The 18,164-nt window shown below is 73.5% G+C and carries 13 protein-coding genes and 1 pseudogene; 8 read left to right on the plus strand and 6 right to left on the minus strand.

Annotation, left to right across the window (positions count from 1 at the left end):
- Positions 1 to 25 precede the first annotated feature (25 nt).
- Complete coding sequence (locus AC3IYJ_RS31295) at positions 26 to 1,147, plus strand: M24 family metallopeptidase (RefSeq protein ID WP_489397869.1); 1,122 nt, start codon at positions 26 to 28, stop codon at positions 1,145 to 1,147.
- 28 nt (positions 1,148 to 1,175) lie between these two features.
- Here the strand turns inward: AC3IYJ_RS31295 and treZ are convergent, their stop codons facing one another.
- Positions 1,176 to 2,939 (minus strand): malto-oligosyltrehalose trehalohydrolase, encoded by a 1,764-nt coding sequence (gene treZ / locus AC3IYJ_RS31300; protein ID WP_489397870.1) that lies wholly within the window; start codon positions 2,937 to 2,939, stop codon positions 1,176 to 1,178.
- A 112-nt stretch (positions 2,940 to 3,051) separates the two neighbouring features.
- Here treZ and AC3IYJ_RS31305 point away from each other — a divergent pair, with 112 nt between their 5' ends.
- Together AC3IYJ_RS31305 and AC3IYJ_RS31310 are read left to right on the plus strand one after the other, a co-directional pair.
- Complete coding sequence (locus AC3IYJ_RS31305; RefSeq protein WP_489397871.1) at positions 3,052 to 3,615, plus strand: FHA domain-containing protein; 564 nt, start codon at positions 3,052 to 3,054, stop codon at positions 3,613 to 3,615.
- A 96-nt stretch (positions 3,616 to 3,711) separates the two neighbouring features.
- On the plus strand, positions 3,712 to 4,197 hold the full coding sequence (locus AC3IYJ_RS31310; RefSeq protein WP_489397872.1) for a GNAT family N-acetyltransferase: 486 nt from the start codon (positions 3,712 to 3,714) through the stop codon (positions 4,195 to 4,197).
- 24 nt (positions 4,198 to 4,221) lie between these two features.
- On the opposite strand, the gene AC3IYJ_RS31315 is transcribed toward AC3IYJ_RS31310, so the two are convergent.
- Positions 4,222 to 5,511, minus strand: coding sequence for a M14 family zinc carboxypeptidase (locus tag AC3IYJ_RS31315; RefSeq protein ID WP_489397873.1), 1,290 nt, complete (start codon positions 5,509 to 5,511; stop codon positions 4,222 to 4,224).
- A 167-nt stretch (positions 5,512 to 5,678) separates the two neighbouring features.
- Positions 5,679 to 7,994 (minus strand): malto-oligosyltrehalose synthase, encoded by a 2,316-nt coding sequence (treY, locus tag AC3IYJ_RS31320; RefSeq protein ID WP_489397874.1) that lies wholly within the window; start codon positions 7,992 to 7,994, stop codon positions 5,679 to 5,681.
- Positions 7,995 to 8,076: 82 nt separating this feature from the next.
- Between treY and AC3IYJ_RS31325 the strand changes: the two genes are divergently transcribed.
- Entirely contained in the window at positions 8,077 to 9,396 is a 1,320-nt protein-coding gene (locus tag AC3IYJ_RS31325; RefSeq protein WP_489397875.1) for an MFS transporter, read from the plus strand.
- Here AC3IYJ_RS31325 and glgX read toward each other — a convergent pair.
- Positions 9,381 to 11,495, minus strand: a complete 2,115-nt coding sequence (gene glgX / locus AC3IYJ_RS31330; protein ID WP_489397876.1) for a glycogen debranching protein GlgX — start codon at positions 11,493 to 11,495, stop codon at positions 9,381 to 9,383. The genes AC3IYJ_RS31325 and glgX overlap by 16 nt on opposite strands.
- A gap of 314 nt (positions 11,496 to 11,809) precedes the next feature.
- On the opposite strand from glgX, the gene AC3IYJ_RS31335 reads away from it, so the two are divergent.
- Positions 11,810 to 13,135: a DUF5919 domain-containing protein gene (locus AC3IYJ_RS31335; protein WP_489397877.1), complete on the plus strand. Its 1,326-nt coding sequence runs from the start codon at positions 11,810 to 11,812 to the stop codon at positions 13,133 to 13,135.
- A gap of 100 nt (positions 13,136 to 13,235) precedes the next feature.
- Positions 13,236 to 13,961, plus strand: a complete 726-nt coding sequence (locus AC3IYJ_RS31340; RefSeq protein ID WP_489402981.1) for a 3'-5' exonuclease — start codon at positions 13,236 to 13,238, stop codon at positions 13,959 to 13,961.
- Between the two features lie 52 nt (positions 13,962 to 14,013).
- Here AC3IYJ_RS31340 and AC3IYJ_RS31345 read toward each other — a convergent pair whose 3' ends face one another.
- Together AC3IYJ_RS31345 and AC3IYJ_RS31350 are read right to left on the minus strand one after the other, a co-directional pair.
- Positions 14,014 to 15,174: a serine hydrolase domain-containing protein gene (locus tag AC3IYJ_RS31345; protein WP_489397878.1), complete on the minus strand. Its 1,161-nt coding sequence runs from the start codon at positions 15,172 to 15,174 to the stop codon at positions 14,014 to 14,016.
- Positions 15,175 to 15,296: 122 nt separating this feature from the next.
- On the minus strand, positions 15,297 to 16,160 hold the full coding sequence (locus tag AC3IYJ_RS31350) for a phosphotransferase enzyme family protein (RefSeq protein ID WP_489397879.1): 864 nt from the start codon (positions 16,158 to 16,160) through the stop codon (positions 15,297 to 15,299).
- Positions 16,161 to 16,230: 70 nt separating this feature from the next.
- On the opposite strand from AC3IYJ_RS31350, the pseudogene mgt reads away from it, so the two are divergent.
- Positions 16,231 to 17,588, plus strand: a pseudogene (mgt, locus tag AC3IYJ_RS31355) (macrolide-inactivating glycosyltransferase).
- On the plus strand, positions 17,585 to 18,139 hold the full coding sequence (locus tag AC3IYJ_RS31360; protein ID WP_489397880.1) for a DUF1697 domain-containing protein: 555 nt from the start codon (positions 17,585 to 17,587) through the stop codon (positions 18,137 to 18,139). Before mgt ends, AC3IYJ_RS31360 begins: the two are co-directional and overlap by 4 nt.
- Positions 18,140 to 18,164: the final 25 nt, after the last annotated feature.

The raw sequence follows: 18,164 nt of genomic DNA on the forward strand, positions 1-18,164 counted from the left end.
GGCGCCGCACGGCAGGATCCCGGGTATGGACCACGACTCCGATCCCTTCACGGCCGCCGACTACGCAGCCCGGATGGCCGCCGCCGCGCAGTCCGCCGCCGACGCCGGGCTGGCAGGCCTGCTGATCGCCCCCGGGCCCGACCTCGCCCACCTCACCGGATACCGGCCGGTCGACACCGAGCGGCTGACCCTGCTCGTCCTCGCCGCCGGCCAGGACCCCGTCCTCGTCGTCCCCGCGCTGGAGGCCCCCGACGCGGCGAAGGCGCCCGGGGCGGCCGCGCTGACCCTGCGCGACTGGACCGACGGGAAGAACCCGTACGCCGTCACCTCACCGCTGCTCGACGTGACCGGCCGCTTCGGGGTCAGCGACAACACCTGGGCGATGCACCTGCTGGGCATCCAGCGGGAGTTGCCGACGACCTCGTACGCCGCGCTGTCCGACGCCCTGCCGATGCTGCGCGCGGTCAAGGACGAGCGCGAACTGGCCCGGCTCGCGGCGGCCGGCGAGGCCGCGGACGCCGCGTACGCGCAGATCCTGCACGTCCCCTTCGCCGGCCGCCGCGAGAGCGACGTCTCCGCCGACCTGACGGCGCTGCTGCGCGTCCACGGCCACTCCCAGGTCGACTTCGCCATCGTCGGCTCCGGCCCCAACGGCGCCAACCCGCACCACGAGGCCGGCGACCGGGTGATCCGGCAAGGGGACATGATCGTCCTCGACTTCGGCGGCCTCAAGGACGGCTACGGCTCCGACATCTCCCGCACCGTCCACGTGGGCGAGCCCACGGAGGAGGAACAGCGCGTCCACGACATCGTCCGCGAGGCCCAGCTGGCGGGCGTGGCGGCGGCCCGGCCGGGCGCCGCCTGCCAGGACGTGGACCGGGCGGCCCGCGCGGTGATCACCGAGTTCGGCTACGGCGAGCAGTTCATCCACCGCACGGGCCACGGCATCGGAGTCACCACGCACGAGCCCCCGTACATGGTCGAGGGCGAGGAACAGCCCCTCGTCCCCGGCATGTGCTTCTCGGTGGAGCCCGGCATCTACCTCCCCGGCCGCTTCGGCGTCCGCATCGAGGACATCATCACCGTCACCGAGAACGGCTGCCGCAGCTTCAACAACGCCTCGCGGGAACTGGCGATCGTCGAGTAGGACCCCGGCAGGATCCGAAGGAGACGGCCTACGGGCCCAGGACCACCACCGATTCGGCCGGTACGTGGACGCGGCCGGCGGGATCGGGGTGGTCCACGGGGAGCCAGGCGGCCAGGACCCGTACGCCGTTGCGGCCCAGGGCGACGGTCGTGGGCTCCGCGCCGAAGTTCACGACCACGCGGATGTCGCCCCGGCGGAAGGTCAGCCAGCGCCGCTCCTCGTCATGGGCCACCCGGACCGACGCCAGATCGGGATCGCGCAGGTCCGGGTGGGTGCGCCGGAGGGTGACCAGGGTGCGGTACCAGTCCAGCAGCCGGGCGTGCGGCTGCCGGCCGGGCTCGGCCCAGTCCAGGCAGGAGCGGTCCCGGGTGGCCGGGTCCTGGGGATCGGGGATCTCCTCCGGCTTCCATCCGTGCGCCGCGAACTCCCGGCGCCTGCCCGTCCGTACGGCCTCGGCGAGTTCCGGGTCGGGATGGTCGGTGAAGTACTGCCAGGGCGTGCCCGCGCCCCACTCCTCGCCCATGAACAGCATCGGCACGAACGGCCCGGCCAGCGCCACCGCCGCCGCGCACGCCAGCAGCCCCGGCGAGGCGGAGGCCGCGAGCCGGTCGCCCATCGCCCGGTTGCCGATCTGGTCGTGGGTCTGGGTGTAGCCGAGGAACCGGTGCGCGGGGGTGCGGCCGCGGTCCAGCGGGCGGCCGTGGTGGCGGCCCCGGAAGGAGGACCAGGTCCCGTCGTGGAAGAAGGCCCGGGTGAGGGTCTTGGCGAGGGCGCCGAGCGGGGCCTCGGCGAAGTCCGCGTAGTACGCCTGGGATTCACCGGTCACCACGCAGTGCAGCGCGTGGTGGAAGTCGTCGTTCCACTGCGCGTGCAGGCCCAGGCCGCCGGCGCCGCGGGGCATGGTGGTGCGTGGATCGCACTGGTCGGACTCGGCGATCAGGAAGAGCGGCCGGCCGGTCTCGGCGGCCAGTTCGTCCACTGCCGCGGCCAGTTCCTCCAGGAAGGTCAGCGCCCGCCCGTCCGCCAGCGCGTGCACCGCGTCCAGGCGCAGCCCGTCGATCCGGTAGTCGCGCAGCCAGGCGAGGGCGCTGCCGAGGAGGTACGCGCGCACCTCGTCGGAACCGGGCGCGTCCAGGTTCACCGCCGCGCCCCAGGGGGTGTGGTGGGTCTCGGTGAAGTACGGCCCGAAGGCCGGGAGGTGGTTGCCGGAGGGGCCCAGGTGGTTGTGGACCACGTCCAGGACCACACCCAGCCCGGCGGTGTGCGCCGCCTCCACGAACCGGACCAGACCGGCGGGACCCCCGTACGGCTCGTGCACGGCCCAGGGCGCGACCCCGTCGTACCCCCAGCCGTGCCGGCCGGGGAAGGAGCACACCGGCATCAGCTCGACGTGGGTGACGCCGAGCGAGGTGAGGTGGCCGAGGCGGGCGGCCGCCGCGTCGAAGGTGCCCTCGGGGGTGAAGGTGCCGACGTGCAGCTCGTACAGGACCGCGTCCTGGAGCGGGGTGCGGGGCGCGGGGGCCGGGACCTCGGGGGTCAGCGCCTCGAAGTCGACGACCACCGAAAGCCCTTCGGGCCCGGTGGGGAGGCGGCGCCCGCGCGGGTCGGGCCGCAGCGGTTCACCGGTGTCCTGCGCGTGGCCCAGCAGGAACCCGTACCGGGAGCCGTCGGCGGCCGGGGCCTCGACGACCCACCAGCCTTCGCGCTCCGGATCGCGCGCCATCTCGTACGTGACCTCGTCGAGCCGCATGGCGGCCCGGTCTGTCAGCGGTGCCCACACTTCGAACTGCACGGACGGTCCCCTCGTCTGGCGGCGCTACCCCAACCTGCGTGTCCGGGCCATCATCCCGGGCGCGGCGGGTGAGTTCTGGACACTCTGCCCCCGACGGGCGGACAATCACTCTGTGACGTCGAGTTTTGAGTTCTCCGCCTATCCCGCTCCGCGGTTGTCCGACGCCGAGCGCGACCTGGCGCTGGACCGGCTCCGGGAGGGAGCTGCCCTGGGCAAGCTCTCCCACGACACCTTCCTGCGCCGCATGGAACTCGCCCTGGTAGCGCGCCGTTCCGAGGACCTGGCGGTGCTCACCGCCGACCTGGAAGGGCGGGAGGGGGCCGAAAGCCCGTGGACCCGTCGGCTGTTCGGCTGGGTGGGCCGGGCCTCGGCCGTGGCCGTGGGCGTACGGCGGGCCTGGGCCGTCGAGAAGCTGCCCAAGCTGCTCCTGCCGCACCCGAACGCCGGGCCGCTGCGGATCGGTCGCGATCCGGGCAACGGGCTGCGCCTGAGCCACGAGACGGTCTCCCGGGCGCACGCGGAACTGAGCATCCGTGACGGAGTGTGGGTGGTCAAGGACCTCGGATCGACGAACGGGACCACCGTGAACGGGCGCCGGGTGACGGGCTCGGCCGTGGTGCGGGACGGGGACCAGATCGGCTTCGGACGGGTGTCGTTCCGGCTGTCGGCGGGCTGAGACGTCCGGCCGGGGCATCCGGTCGGAGCGCCCGGTGACTTCGGGCGGGGCACCCGGGTGGCGCACGTCCGCGCCCCGCGCGTGAGGATGACACCCATGGAACACACGTCCGCGGCGGCTGCCGCACCCGTCGTACGGCCCGCCCGCCCGCAGGACCTGCCCCGGCTGGACGAGCTGATGCGCGAGCACATCGCGTACGAGAAGTCCGCGCCCCGCCCGGCCGGTCTCGCCGACCGGCTCGGCCCGCTGCTCTTCGCCGAGGACGCCCGGCTGTGGGTGCTGCTGGCCGAGACCCCGGACGGCGAAGTCGCCGGGTACGCCGCCTGCTCGGCCGAGTTCGCCTTCTGGGACGCCCGCCACTACCTCCACATGGACTGCCTCTACCTCGCGGAGGAAGCCCGCGGCCACGGCCTCGGCGCCGCCCTGATGGACGGCGTGAAGGGCCTGGCCCGCGAGCTCGGTCTCGCACACGTCGAGTGGCAGACGCCCGACTGGAACGAGGGGGCGATCCGCTTCTACGACCGGCTCGGGGCGACGGGCCGGGCGAAGCGGAGGTACGCGCTGCCGACGGAGGGTGCGTGACGGCTGCCGTACGCCGCCGGCCGGCTATCGCGCGGCCGCCACGAGGCGCTCGTAGGCCGCCAGGACGACCCGGGACTGGTGCTCCACCTGGGTGGCCACCGGGACCCAGCGGGCCTGGAAGCGGGCCGCGAACTCCTCGCACCAGCCCGTGACCAGCCGGTCCGCGGCCGGGGCGGTCGGATGGCCCTGGGCGCGCAGTACCCGCAGCAGCATCGCGGCGGCGCGCAGCGAGAGCCGGCGGCCGAAGGCGTCGATGCTCCCGATGTAGGCCGCCGTCGCCTCGGCCGGAGCCCCGGCGCCCGTCCACTCGACGGTGATCGCGGGGATCAGAGCGAGCGTCCAGTCCACCGCGCGCAGCAGGGCCGCGGTGGCCGGATCCGTACCGGGGGCCGCGCCCCGACGCAGCTCGGTCACGCGCGCGGCGTCGGCGGTGAGCCGCCCGGCGAGCATGTGCAGGGCGCCGCGCGGGTCGGGGTGCGGGGCCGGATCGTCCACCAGGTCGGAGGCCCACATGGGCACTTCGACGATCGCGGTCGTACCGGCGTGGCGGTGCGCGTGGTACCAGGTGCTGAGCCGGGTGTCCTCCGGCGGGAAGGCACCGGCCGCGCCCTCGGCCCCCGGAGCGGGCATCACGAAGATCCCGGCCCCGGGGGAGGGCCAGCCGGCCGCGTCGGAGGCGCTGGTCTCGACCGGGATGCGCAGCTCGGCGGCCGATTTGCCGAAGGGCTCGGCGAGACCGGGTATGTCCCGGGTGAGCTGGACCCAGGAGCCGCCGAGATCGGTTCCGTGCAGGGAGACCTGCAGGGCGGGCCGCAGTTCGTCGATGAGACGGGTGAGGGCGAGGGTCTCCGGCGGGAGACGGTCCGGGGGCAGTAAGGACGGCGCCCACTCGGGCTGTTCGGGGCCGGGCGGCCGGAAGAAGTTCCGGTGGTAGTCGAGGAGCGAGCGCGGGCGGGGCGTGCGGTGCAGGGCGGCGCCGTCGGGGTCGGCGCAGAGCAGGAAGTGCCAGGTGGTTCCGGCGGCGGGCTCGCGGATCAGGTGCAGGGCGAGCGCGAGGGCGGTGGCGCCGCCGACGGGTTCGTTGGCGTGCGCGCCGGCGACGACGAGCACGTTCCGCGCGTCGGGCTCGGCGTCGCCATCGGCGTCCGCTCTGGTCGCCGCGGGCCCGACCGCGAGCACCCAGAGCGGCTCCCCGGCCCGGGAGGCACCGGCCTGGCGGAGGCGGACGAGGTCGGGATGTTCATCGGCGAGCGCGCGGGCGGCGAGGGCGAGTTCATGAGGGGTCGGATAGCACATGTCACGGATGAGGGTCACAGGTGATCCCATGCCCGTGGGGGGCACGGGATAGCCGTCTTCGGACACCTGCGCGAAGCGTTGTCCGATGTGCCACTGGGCCGTCTCTTTCGGATCTTGTCGGCCTAGGGCCTGTCGTCAAAGTGGCGTCGTCGCCCGCGAGGCAGACGGCACTTTGACGACAGGCCCTAGCTCTCCCGGACCAGCAGGGCCACGGGCGCCCGGTCGAGCAGCCCGGACAGCCGGGTCGCGCCCTCGTACGGGGCTTCGCGTGCGGCCGCGAGGACCGGCAGCTCCCGCCACCTCCCCGGTGGCAGCACGAGGGCCGTGTCCCCCCAGCCACCCGCCCCCGCGAGCCCGTGCGACAGCCGGGTGGCCACCGCCACCAGGCCCGGGGATCGGGCGAAGGCCAGGCAGTGTTCCGCCGCCGGGCCGCGGACGGGGAGCGGGTCGTAGCCCGCGAACAGGCCGGGGCGGCTGCGGCGCAGCCGCAGCAGGGCGGCCGTCAGGGCGAGCTTCTCCTCGGCCGGGCCCAGGGGGACGGCCCCCGCGTCCAGGCGGGCCAGGGCCTCCCGGGGGAACACGGCGGGGCGGCGGTTGTCCGGATCCACCAGGGCCCGGTACTCCGTCTCGGCGCCCTGGTAGACCTCCGGCACCCCGGGCATGGCCAGGTGCAGCAGCGCCATGCCGAGGAGGTTCGCGCGGGCCGCCGCGGCCAGCGGCCCGGGCAGCTCCAGGGCGGTCGCCGGGACGTGGCCGGACACCGTGGCCTCGTACGCCGCGTCCTGCTCGGTCCAGCTCGTGTGCAGGGCGGCTTCGCGGACGGCCTTCAGCAGGGCCTGCTCCAGCCGTTCGGCGCGCTCCGGGCCGGCGTCCCCGAGGCCCAGGGCCGTCTGCCGGGCCACCCAGGCGAGTTGGGGATCCGGGCCGAGGGGGCCGGCCGCGAGGGCCGGGTCCTGGGACAGCGCCGAGATCCGGGCCCGGACGTCCGCGCTGCGCTTGGTGTCGTGCGTGGTCAGCACCGTCCCGGAGCCGGGCCACTGCCGGGCCAGTTCGGCGCAGTACGCGTGGAACTCCGCCACGGTGACCGCCGGGTTCCCGGGATCCCCGCCGACCTCGGTGGCGGACAGCAGCGGGGCGTACCGGTAGAAGGCCCTGTCCTCCAGGGACTTGGCGCGCAGGGCAGCCGAGGTCTGGGCGAAGCGGGCCGCGAAGGCCGGATCCCGCAGCACGAGGTCCCGTACGCCCGCCACTGCGTCCGCGCCGGCCCGCGCGGCGGCCTGGGACAGGGCGGCGGGCGCGAGCTCCGGATCGCCCGGGTAGGGACGGTAGACGGGGTAGGCGATCAGCAGTTCGCGGACGGCCGGAGCCAGTCCGGGGCCGGCCAGCCGCTCCAGGGCCGCGAGCTCGGCGGCCAGGTCGCCGGTCAGGACCTCCCGCGCGCTCGACCCGGCGGTGCGCGACCACTCCGGCTGCCCCGTCGACTCCCGGAAATCGGCGGCGAGTCGTGCGGCACCGGCCGGGTCGGTGAACACCCCGTCCACCCGGTGGAGCGCGTCGTACCCGGTGGTCCCGGCAACCGGCCAGGCGCTCGGCAGTCGCTCGTGACGGGCCAGGATCTTCTCGACCACCACCCAGCAGCGCGCGCCGACGGCGGCCCGCAGCCGCCGCAGGTACCCCTCCGGGTCCGCGAGGCCGTCCACGTGGTCGATCCGCAGCCCCTCGGCCACCCCGTCCCGGACCAGCTCCAGCACCTTGGCGTGGGTGACCGCGAAGACCTCGGGATCTTCCACCCGGACCCCGATCAGCTCGGAAATGGTGAAGAAGCGGCGGTAGTTGAGCCCGGTCCGGGCCTCCCGCCAGTGGGCGGGCCGGTACCACTGGGCGGCGAGCAGCGCCGCCGGATCCAGTCCGGCCGTGCCTTCCCGGAGCGGGAATTCCAGCTCCCCGATCCGCAGTACGGCGCCCCGGTCGCCGGGCGCGCCGTCGTCCCGCCCGTCCACCTCGGCGTCCTTCGGGTCCAGGGGCGCCGCGAGCACCGGCAGCATGAGCTTGCCGCCGCCCGCCTCCCAGTCGATGTCGAACCAGCGCGCGTACGGGGAGCTCGGACCCTCCCGCGCCACTTCCCACAGGGGCCGGTTCAGCCGCAGCGGGGCCGGCAGCGCCATGTGGTTCGGCACGATGTCGAGCACCAGCCCGAGCCCGTGCGCCCGGGCGGTGGCCGACAGCTCCCGCAGCCCGTCCTCCCCGCCCAGCTCCACCCGGACCCGGGTGTGGTCGGTGACGTCGTACCCGTGGGACGAGCCCGGGACCGCTTCGAGCACGGGGGAGAGGTGCAGGTGCGACACGCCGAGGGAGGCGAGGTAGGGCACCGCTGCCCGCGCGTCCTTGAAGGTGAACTCGGGGCGGAGCTGGAGTCGGTAGGTCGACGCCGGGGTGACGGCTGGCGGAACATCAGATTCCGATGGGTCGGATGCAAGACCGGTGCGCGCGGGCAGGCTCATGAGAACGTACGTACCCAGGATGCGGGATTCCGTGCCATTACCCAATGCATCCGGGTGACTGCGCCGGGTTAACGTTGCTCAAGTGTTTGGAACCGTCAACACCTATCGTCAAGTCATCGCCCTGACCGGGCCCCTCCTTCCGCTCATTTCCTTCCTCGCCCGACTGCCCGTCGCCATGTCGCAATTCGGCAGCGTTCTGCTCGTCGCCGAGACCAGCGGCTCCCTCGCCACCGCCGGCATAGTCGGCGGTACCCTCTCCGCCGGGCAGGTGGTCTTCGGGCCGGTCCTCGGGCGGCTCGCGGACCGCCACGGACAGCGCCCGGTGGTGCTCGCGGCCGCCACCGTCAACGCCTGCGCGACCGCCGCCCTCGTGGCCGGGGCACTGACCGGCCTCGCCACCGTCCCGCTCGCCGCGATCGGCGCCGTCACCGGCGCCTCGATACCCCTGATCGGTCCGCTGGCCCGGACCCGCTCCGTTGCCCTGGCCCACCGGGCCAAGGCCGACGAGAGCGTCGTGGGCGCCGTCCACTCGCTCGAAGGCACCCTGGACGAGATCTCCTTCGTCTTCGGACCCGCCCTCGTCGGCCTCGCCACCCTCGTCGCCCACCCGGCCGTCGCCCTCTGCGGCGCGGCCGTTCTCGTCGCCGTCTTCGGCACCGCCTTCGCACTGCACCCGACCGCCGCCGTCACGGCCGGTGTGCCCGCGAGGCTCCGTACGACGCGGGACCGGATCAAGGTCCGGCCGCCGGGCGTCGTCTACTCGGTGCGCGGCTCGCTCGCGCTCCAGGGCGCCATGTTCGGTGGCTGCCAGGCCGGAATCGCCGCCCTCACCGCACAGTTGGGCGTCCCCGGACAGGCCGGCATCGTGTACGCCTGCATGGGCGTGGTCAGCGCCGCCGTCGGGATCTCGCTCGGCGCGCTGCCCGCCCGCTTCGGGCTGCGGCTGCGCTGGCGGGTGGCCACCGCCGCCGCGCTCGTGCTCTCCGTACCGCTGCTCCTCACCGACACCCTGTGGCCGCTGTACGTGGTCGTCACCGTGCTCGGGGCCGCCTACGCCCCGCACCTGATCACCGCCTTCGCCCTCACGGAGCGGGCGGTCGAACCCTCCCGGCTCGCCGAGTCGATGGCCTTCGCCGCCAGCTCGCTCGTCGCCGGACAGGCCGCCTCGCTGGCCGTCTCCGGGCGGCTCGCCGAGTGGTACGGGCCCTGGGCCGCCTTCGCGGTGGCCGTCGGGGCCGCCGCCCTGTGCCTGACCCTGGCCCTCGTCACCAAGGTGCCCTCCGCCCGTACGCACGCACCCGCGGCCCAGGCCCCGGCCGTCCTCGCGGAGCCGGCGGAGGTGGGGGCCGGATCCGAGGAGCCCGGACCCGTCCTCGAAGGCGCCGCCTACGCCGGGCGCTGAAGCACCACCAGACACCGCCCTGTCAGCGTCACCCGGTCACCGGCCGCATACTGCGGTCCGGTGCCGGGTGGCAGTACATCCGCCCGCGCCGTGTCCACGACCAGGCGCCACTGCGCGCCGTGCCCGGCCGGGACCGTGAAGTCCTGTGGTTCCGCACCCGCGTTGAACATCAGCAGGAACGAATCGTCGGTGATCCGCTCCCCGCGGGACCCCGGCTCCGAGATAGCCTCCCCGTTCAGGAACACCGCCAGCGCCCGCGCGTGCTGCGCCTGCCAGTCGCGGGCCCGCATCTCCTCGCCGTGCGGGGTGAACCAGGCGATGTCCGAGAGGTCGTCGTGGGTCCCCTCCACCGGCCGGCCGTGGAAGAACCGGCGCCGCCGGAACACCGGGTGCTCGCGCCGCAGCCACACCATCCGCCGGGTGAACTCCAGCAGCGCGGGAGCCGGTTTGCCGGGCTCCGGCCACTCCACCCAGGACAGCTCGTTGTCCTGGCAGTAGGCGTTGTTGTTGCCGCCCTGGGTGCGGGCGAACTCGTCGCCGTGACTGATCATCGGCACGCCCTGCGAAAGCATCAGCGTGGCCGTGAAGTTGCGCATCTGCCGCTCGCGCAGCTCCACCGTCTCCGGGTCCTCGCTCGGACCCTCCACCCCGCAGTTCCAGGACCGGTTGTGGGTCTCGCCGTCCCGGTTGCCCTCGCGGTTGGCCTCGTTGTGCTTCTCGTTGTAGGAGACCAGGTCGTTGAGGGTGAAACCGTCGTGGCAGGTGGTGAAGTTGATCGACGCCAGCGGGCGCCGCCCGTCGTCCTGGTAGAGGTCGGAGGAGCCCGTCAGCCGCCCCGCGAACTCGGCCAGCGTGCGCGGCTGCCCGCGCCAGAGGTCCCGTACCGTGTCCCGGTACTTCCCGTTCCACTCGGTCCACAGCGGCGGGAAGTTGCCCACCTGGTAGCCGCCCTCGCCCAGGTCCCAGGGCTCCGCGATCAGCTTGACCTGGCTGACCACCGGATCCTGCTGCACCAGGTCGAAGAACGAGGACAGCCGGTCCACCTCGTGGAACTGCCGGGCCAAGGTGGCCGCCAGGTCGAAGCGGAAGCCGTCCACGTGCATCTCGGTGACCCAGTACCGCAACGAGTCCATGATCAGCTGGAGCACGTGCGGGGAGCGCATCAGCAGCGAGTTCCCGGTCCCCGTGGTGTCCATGTAGTGCCGGGGATCGTCCGCGAGCCGGTAGTACGAGGCGTTGTCGAGCCCGCGGAAGGACAGGGTCGGGCCCAGGTGGTTGCCCTCGGCGGTGTGGTTGTAGACCACGTCGAGGATCACCTCGATCCCCGCCTCGTGCAGGGCCCTGACGGCCGACTTGAACTCCAGCACCTGCTGGCCGCGATCGCCCGAGGCGTAGGCGTTGTGCGGGGCGAAGAAGCCGATGGTGTTGTAGCCCCAGTAGTTGCTGAGCCCGTCGTCCACGAGACGGTGGTCGTTGACGAACTGGTGGACCGGCATCAGCTCCAGCGCGGTGACGCCCAGCTTGGTGAGGTGCCCGATCACCGCCGGGTGGGCCAGCGCCCCGTACGTGCCGCGCAGCTCCTCGGGGAGGTCCGGGTGACGCATGGTCAGGCCCTTCACGTGGGCCTCGTACAGCACGGTGTGGTGGTACTCGTGGCGCGGCGGGCGGTCGTTGGCCCAGTCGAAGTACGGGTTGACCACGACCGAGCTCATGCTCTTGGGGGCCGAGTCCAGGTCGTTGCGGGAGTCGGGGCGGCCGAAGTGGTAGCCGTACACCTCCTCGCCCCAGTCCACGCGCCCGGCGATGGCCCGCGCGTAGGGGTCCAGCAGCAGTTTCGCCGCGTTGCAGCGGCGGCCGCGCTCGGGCTCGTACGGGCCGTGCACGCGGAATCCGTAGCGCTGGCCGGGCATCACCCCGGGCAGATAAGCGTGCCGGACGAAGGCGTCGGTCTCGCGCAGTTCGACCGCGGTCTCCGAACCGTCGTCGTGCAGCAGGCACAGCTCGATGCGTCGGGCGGCCTCCGAATAGACCGCGAAGTTGGTGCCGGCGCCGTCGTAGGTGGCGCCCAGCGGATAAGCGTGTCCCGGCCAGACCTGCATAGATGACGACTCTTCCGTTACGTGTCGGGCTACCGTGCTGGCCTTCTGCGGCGAGGACCACGTCACTGCCAGATCTTCCCCGAAAGAGGGCCCTCACGCGGGGACTTGGGAGGGTCCTACCGGGTGACCCGGAGAGCTGATAAGAGGGTCGGCGGACCGTGGGTACATCGGATGACGCGGACATCGGATAATGGGTCAACGGACAGTCGCCGTACGGGCCGACGGCCCGCATAGGGCTGCAGGGGGCCCTGCGGGCGGAGTACCCTTCCGTGATCACTGGAGACGGGCGTCCAGACGCAGGAGGCGGTGCACGGGTGAGCTCGGGAGGTCTGGAGCTGCCCCCTGGTGACAGCGGTCACGAGGGAGGCCCGGCGGACGCCGCAGGCACAGCGTCGGGAGGGCTGCCCGCCGGAGCGGTGTCACTGGCCCCGCCGGAGTCCGGGAGGACCGGGCGGGAGCCGGCCGGAGCCGGGACCGGGGCCGAGCTGGACTGGGGCGCGGACGCCTGGAGCGAGGTCCGCACCAGGGCCCAGCGCGCGGGCCGTGCGTACATCTGGCTGAATCTGGTCGAACAGCGGCTGCGGGCGGTGGTCGGGGCGGTGCTCCGACCGGTCTACGAGCCCGTCCACGGCGGGGGCGGCGACGACTGGGTGGTCGCGGCCGCCGGGCCCGCCGGGCAGGAATGGGTACAGCGCGCGGTCGCGGTGCGGGAGGTCAGCCGGCGCAAGGGCTACCTGCTGGACTCCGCCGACGACAACGTGCTCAGCTTCCTGACCCTGCCGCAACTGCGCGAGCTGATGGTCCAGCACTGGCCCTGCTTCGAGCCGTACTTCGACGACCGGCGCGACATCGAACAGGCGTTGGACGAGCTGGAGGTCACGCGCAACGTCGTCTCCCGCAACCGCGCCCTGTCGCGGGCGGTCCTGGAGCAGGCCGAGCGGGCCTCCGCGCGGCTGCTGGAGGTACTGGGCGGCGGTGCGGGCTCGCCGTCGGCGGACCGGCTGCCGATCGACGCCGTCGAGGACCTGGTCGGGGACCGGTACGCGGACGTCATCTCCGTCCACCCGGACCGGGTGCGGCTGCAGCGCCAGCTCCCCGCGGAGGACCTGTTCGGCGGCGCGCGCAGGCTCGACGCGATCGGCATAGGCCTCAACCTGCTGGTCCAGAACTTCTCGGGCCGAAGACTCGTACGCCTCGCCGAGGCCGGCTGCCGGGTGCGGCTGCTGTTCCTGAACCCGGCGAGCAGCGCGGTCAAACGGCGCGAGCGCGAGCTCGGGCTGCGCAAGGGCGAGCTGAGCCGCTCGGTGGAGATGAACATCCTGCACGTGCGGAGGGTCCGGGCGGGGCTGAGGGACGCCTCGGGCTTCGAGATCCACGTGTTCGACGAGACCCCGCGCTTCACGGCCTACTTGGTGGAGGGCGAGTCCTCGGGCATCGCGGTGGTCCAGTCGTACCTGCGGCGCGCACGGGGCATGGAGGCCCCGGTCCTGGTCCTGCGCGGCGGCGGCCGCGGCGCCTCTCGCGAGGCCGGGCGCGACGGCCGCGACGGTCGCGACGGTCGTGATGCGGAGCAAGGACTGTTCCCGACGTACCGTGAGGAATTCGAGTCGATCTGGCAGGACTCCCGCCCGGTGTCCTGACCGGCCCGGTGTCCTGACTGTCAGTGGCCCGTGGCAGGCTGAAAGTCGTTGACCGAAGTACGGGGACGGGTGGGGGAGGCACGGGGTGGACTTGCACGGCATGGGGGACTGGCACGGCGGAGTGCTGATCGGGTTCGACCTGGAGACGACCGGTACGGAGCCGGGGGAGTCGCGGATCGTGACGGCCGCGCTGGTCGAGGTGCGCGGCGGCGAGGTGCGCGGCCGGCGCACGTGGCTCGCCGATCCCGGGATACCGATCCCGGAGCAGGCCTCCGCGATCCACGGCATCAGCACCGAGCGGGCGGTCGCGGAGGGGCGGCCGGTGCGCGAGGTCGCGGACGAGATCGCGGCGGCGCTGGTCGGGCACTGGCGGGCCGGAGCGATCGTCGTCGCCTACAACGCCGCCTTCGACCTGACCCTGCTCTCGGCTGAGCTCGCCCGGCACGGACTGCCCTCGCTCGCCGACCGGCTGGGCGGCGCGGAGACCGGGCCCGTGGTGGATCCGCTGACCATAGACCGGGCCGTCGACCGCTACCGGCGCGGCAAGCGCACGCTGGAAGCGGTCTGCGGGGTCTACGGGGTCACCCTCGACTCCGCGCACGACGCCGGGGCGGATGCGCTGGCCGCGGTGGGCGTGGCCCGGGCGATAGCCTCCCGTCACCCCGAGGTGGCCGCCCTCGCCCCCGCCGCCCTGCACGCCCGCCAGGGCGACTGGCACGAGCGCTGGGCCCGGGACTTCCAGGCGTACCTGCGCAAGCAGGGCAGTCCGGACGCGGTGATCGACCCGGCGTGGCCGTTGCGGTCGCTGGTGGCTGCGGGGGCCTGAGCCGGAGCCGGAGCCGGAGCGTCACCGGACCGGTCCAGCCCGGGGGTGCGGTTCAGCTCCGGCACAGGGCCGTGTCCACGACATCCTCCAGGCGGGCCGTGACCGCCGGGTCGGCCGGGATCCCGGTCACGGTGACGTTGGCGGCGCGGCCGTCCTCGGTGGCTCCGCCCCGGGTCTCGTATCCCGGTATGTCGCCGCCGTGGCCCCAGTAGACGCCGCCGCACGACAGCGGTCTGCTCACGATCCCCAGTCCGTAGCCGGCCCCGGTGTCCCCGATGGGGACGGTGGTCCGCATCTGGGCGAGCTGGGCCGCCGGGAGGAGCCGGCCGGCCAGGAGAGCGCCGTAGAACCGGTTGAGGTCGGAGCCGGTGGAGATCATCTGTCCCGCCGCCCAGCCCGCCGAGGGGTCGATCTCCGTGACCTCCCGCACCGGCGCGCCCGCCGGATCCCGCTGGTAGCCCGCGGCGTGCGGTTCCCGGACGGTGGTGTCCCCGGGGGCGGGGAAGTAGGTGTGGCGCAGCCCGATGCGCCGGATGACGCGGTCGCCCATCTCCTCGGCGAGGGGCCGGCCCGTGACCTTCTGGATGATCAGGCCGGCCACCACGTAGTTCGTGTTGCTGTACCGCCACCGCGCCCCCGGGGCCAAGCCGGCTTCGCGATGGAGCGCGAGGTCCAGGAGTTCGCGGGGGTCGAAGTACCGGCGCCGGATCATGTCGTCGCCGACGAGGTCCCCGTAGTCGGGAAGTCCGCTGGTGTGCTGGAGGAGCATGCGGACGGTGATCCCGCGTCCGTCGATGCCCTCCCCGCGGACGAGCCCGGGGAGGTAGGTGTCGACGGAGTCGTCGAGGCCGATCCTTCCCTCGCCGACCAGCTGCAGGGCGACCACCGCCGTGAACACCTTGGTGTTGCTGCCGATCCGTACCTGTCCGTCCACCGGCACCTTCGAGCCGGTGGCCAGGTCGCCCACCCCGGCGGTGTAGGTACGGGTACGGCCCTCACGGTCCTCGACGCTCGCCAGCGCGGCGGGCATGCCGTCGGAGCGCACCAGCGCGTTCAGGCCCCGCTGCACGCCGTCCGGCCCGGCGGCAGAGGCCGCGGACGCGGCGGGCGGGGCCAGGAGGCCGGCTGTCAGGACGCCGGCGGCCACGGCCAGGGCCACCACGAACGCGGTCGGCCCGGCCCCGCGCGACCTCTGCCATGCCTGCTCACGCACGAGCCAACTCCTCCGTGGATCCTCGGGACATCAGCGGGTGTTCCGGGCCGGCTCCTCCAGGTCCCACCGGGCCCGATGGATGGTGACGGGTAGGTCCATAGGGGGAAATTGATACGGCACCGCTAGAACGGGTGCCAGCGGGTTTCGGTGTCGCCCTCGCGCAGGGAGTCGACCCGGCGGCGGAACTCGGCCAGGGCCTTCGGGTTGGCCGGGGCGTGCTGGGAGACCCAGGCGCAGCTGGCTGTTTCGCGGGCGCCGCGCAGGACCGCGCAGCCCTCCCAGTCGCGTACGTCCCATCCGTAGGCGGCCGCGAACGCCTCGTAGGACTCGGCGGGGAGGCCGTAGCGGTCGCGGGACAGGGCCATCACCACCAGGTCGTGTTCGCGCAGGTCCGAGGAGACGGTCTCCAGGTCGACGAGGAACGGACCGTCCGCGCCGACGTGGACGTTGCGGGGCAGCGCGTCGCCGTGGATCGGGCCCGGCGCCAGGTGGGGGGTGAGGGCGGCGACCTCGGAGGCGTACCCGTCGCGGCGGGCCCGCAGGTAGTCCGCGTCCGCCGGGTCGATGGCGTCGCCCGCGAGCCGGAGCCAGCGTTCGACCCCGCCCAGCAGATCCCGCGGGGGCAGTACGAAAGGGGGTGCGGGCAGGGAGTGGATCTGCCGCAGCAGCACCGCGAGGTCCTCGGGGCCGGCCGGGCGGACCGCGTCGGGGAGCCGGTGCCACACCGTCACCGGGTGGCCGTCGACCAGCCGGGGCTTCGGCTCGGCCGCGCGGACCGCCGGGACACCGCACTGCGCGAGCCAGCCCGCCACCGCGAGCTCCAGTTCGGCGCGGGGCAGCAGCGCCGCCTCCCGGCCGACCTTGGCGACGAGGCCGTCGCCGAGCGCGAAGACGGCGTTCTCGCCGAGGGCCAGCAGCTCGGGCGATCCGGCCCGCGCGGCGAGGCCCGCCGCCGTCAGTGCGTCCCTGGCCCGTGCCTCGTCCATACCGTTCTCCGCCGTCCGTCCCGGTGCTCCGGGTGTCCCGGGGGCTCGGTGGAGTCCCGGGGTGATCGTGATGCGCCAAGTTTCGCACCCGGCTCACTCCTTCCATTTGAACGAGACGTCTCGTCTCGTTATGGTGGGGGCATGACCTCAGCCCACGGCCTGCCGGGCCGGCCCGCGCACATCGCCATGTTCTCCATCGCCGCCGCCGGGCACGTCAATCCGAGCATCGAAGTGATCCGGGAACTCGTCGCCCGCGGCCACCGCGTCAGCTACGCCATCCCCGCCGCCTACGCGGACAGGGTCGCCGAAACCGGGGCCACCCCGGTGATCTGGAACTCCACCCTCCCCACCGAGGACGCCCCCGAGGCCTGGGGCACCGAACTCATCGACAACATCGAGCCCTTCCTCACCGACGCCGTCCAGGCCCTCCCGCAGCTGGCGGCCGCCTTCGAGGGCGACCAGCCGGACCTCGTCCTCCACGACATCACCGCCTACCCGGCGATCGTCCTCGCCCACCGCTGGGGGGTCCCGGCCGTCTCCCTCTCCCCGAACCTGGTCGCCTGGACCGGCTACGAGGAGGAGGTCGCCGAGCCGATGTTCGCCGAGCTGCGCGCCTCCGAGCGCGGGAAGGCGTACTACGCCCGCTTCCGGTCCTGGCTCGACGAGAACGGCATCGACGAGGACAGCGACCGGTTCGTCGGCCGCCCCCGCCGCAGCCTCGTACTCATCCCGCGCGCCCTCCAGCCGCACGCGGACCGGGTCGACGAAGCCGTGTACACCTTCGTCGGCGCCTGCCAGGGCGACCGCAGCGCCACCCAGGGGACGTGGCGACGCCCGGCGCGGGCCGAAGGGAAGAAGATCCTCCTGGTCTCCCTCGGCTCCACCTTCACCCGGCAGCCCGCCTTCTACCGCGCCTGCCTGGAGGCCTTCCGGGACCTGCCCGACTGGTACGTGGTGCTCCAGATCGGCAAGTTCACCGAGGAGACCGAGCTCGGCGAGATCCCCGCCAACGCCGAAGTCCACCGCTGGGTTCCCCAACTCGACATCCTGCACCGGGCCGACGCCTTCATCACCCACGCGGGCGCGGGCGGCAGCCAGGAGGGACTGGCCACCGGCACCCCGATGGTCGCCGTCCCGCAGGCCGTCGACCAGTTCGGCAACGCCGACATGCTGGCCGCCCTCGGCGTGGCCCGGCACGTCCCGATGGCCGAAGCCACCGCCGAGACCCTGCGGGAGGCCGTACTCGGCCTGCTCGCCGACCCCGCGGTGGCGCAGCGGGCGGAGGCGATCCGCGCACAGATGGCAACCGAGGGCGGCACGCGGCAGGCGGCCGACCTGCTCGAGGCGGAGCTGACGGGACCGACGGTGCAGAGGGAACCGGCCGAAGGGGCCGGAATGTCACAGGCCCGCCCTATCGTTCGGGCATGACCAATCGGAAGTACGCGGCGCTGCTGCGCGGCATCAACGTCGGCGGGAACAAGAAGGTCCCGATGGCCGAACTGCGCACGGTCCTGGCGGGCCTCGGCCACACGGACGCGCAGACGTACCTGCAGAGCGGCAACGCCGTCTTCGCCACCTCGGCGAAGAAGACCACGCAGACCCTCGCCCGCGAGCTGGAGACCGCCATCGAAGCCCACTTCGGCTTCCGGGTCCCCTGCCTCGTGGTCGACGGGACCTACCTGCGCACCGTCGCCGAAGCCTGCCCCTTCCCGGCCGCCGAACTCGAAGGCAAGCAGCTCCACGCCACCTTCTGCTCGGAGCAGCCCGCCGAGTCCCGCTTCGCCTCGATCGACGGACCCGCGTACCTCCCGGAGGAGTACCGCATCGGCGACCGCGTGATCTACCTCTACGCCCCGAACGGCCTCGGCCGCTCCAAACTGGCCGAGGCCCTCGCGAAGCCGGCCGTCGTCAAGGGCCTCGACGTCACCACCCGCAACTGGAACACGGTCGCCAAGCTCGTCGAACTGACGGGGGACTGATCCCGGCCCGACAGCGGAGCGCTCC

It is taken from the genome of Streptomyces sp. GL_140 (genome assembly GCF_057834465.1).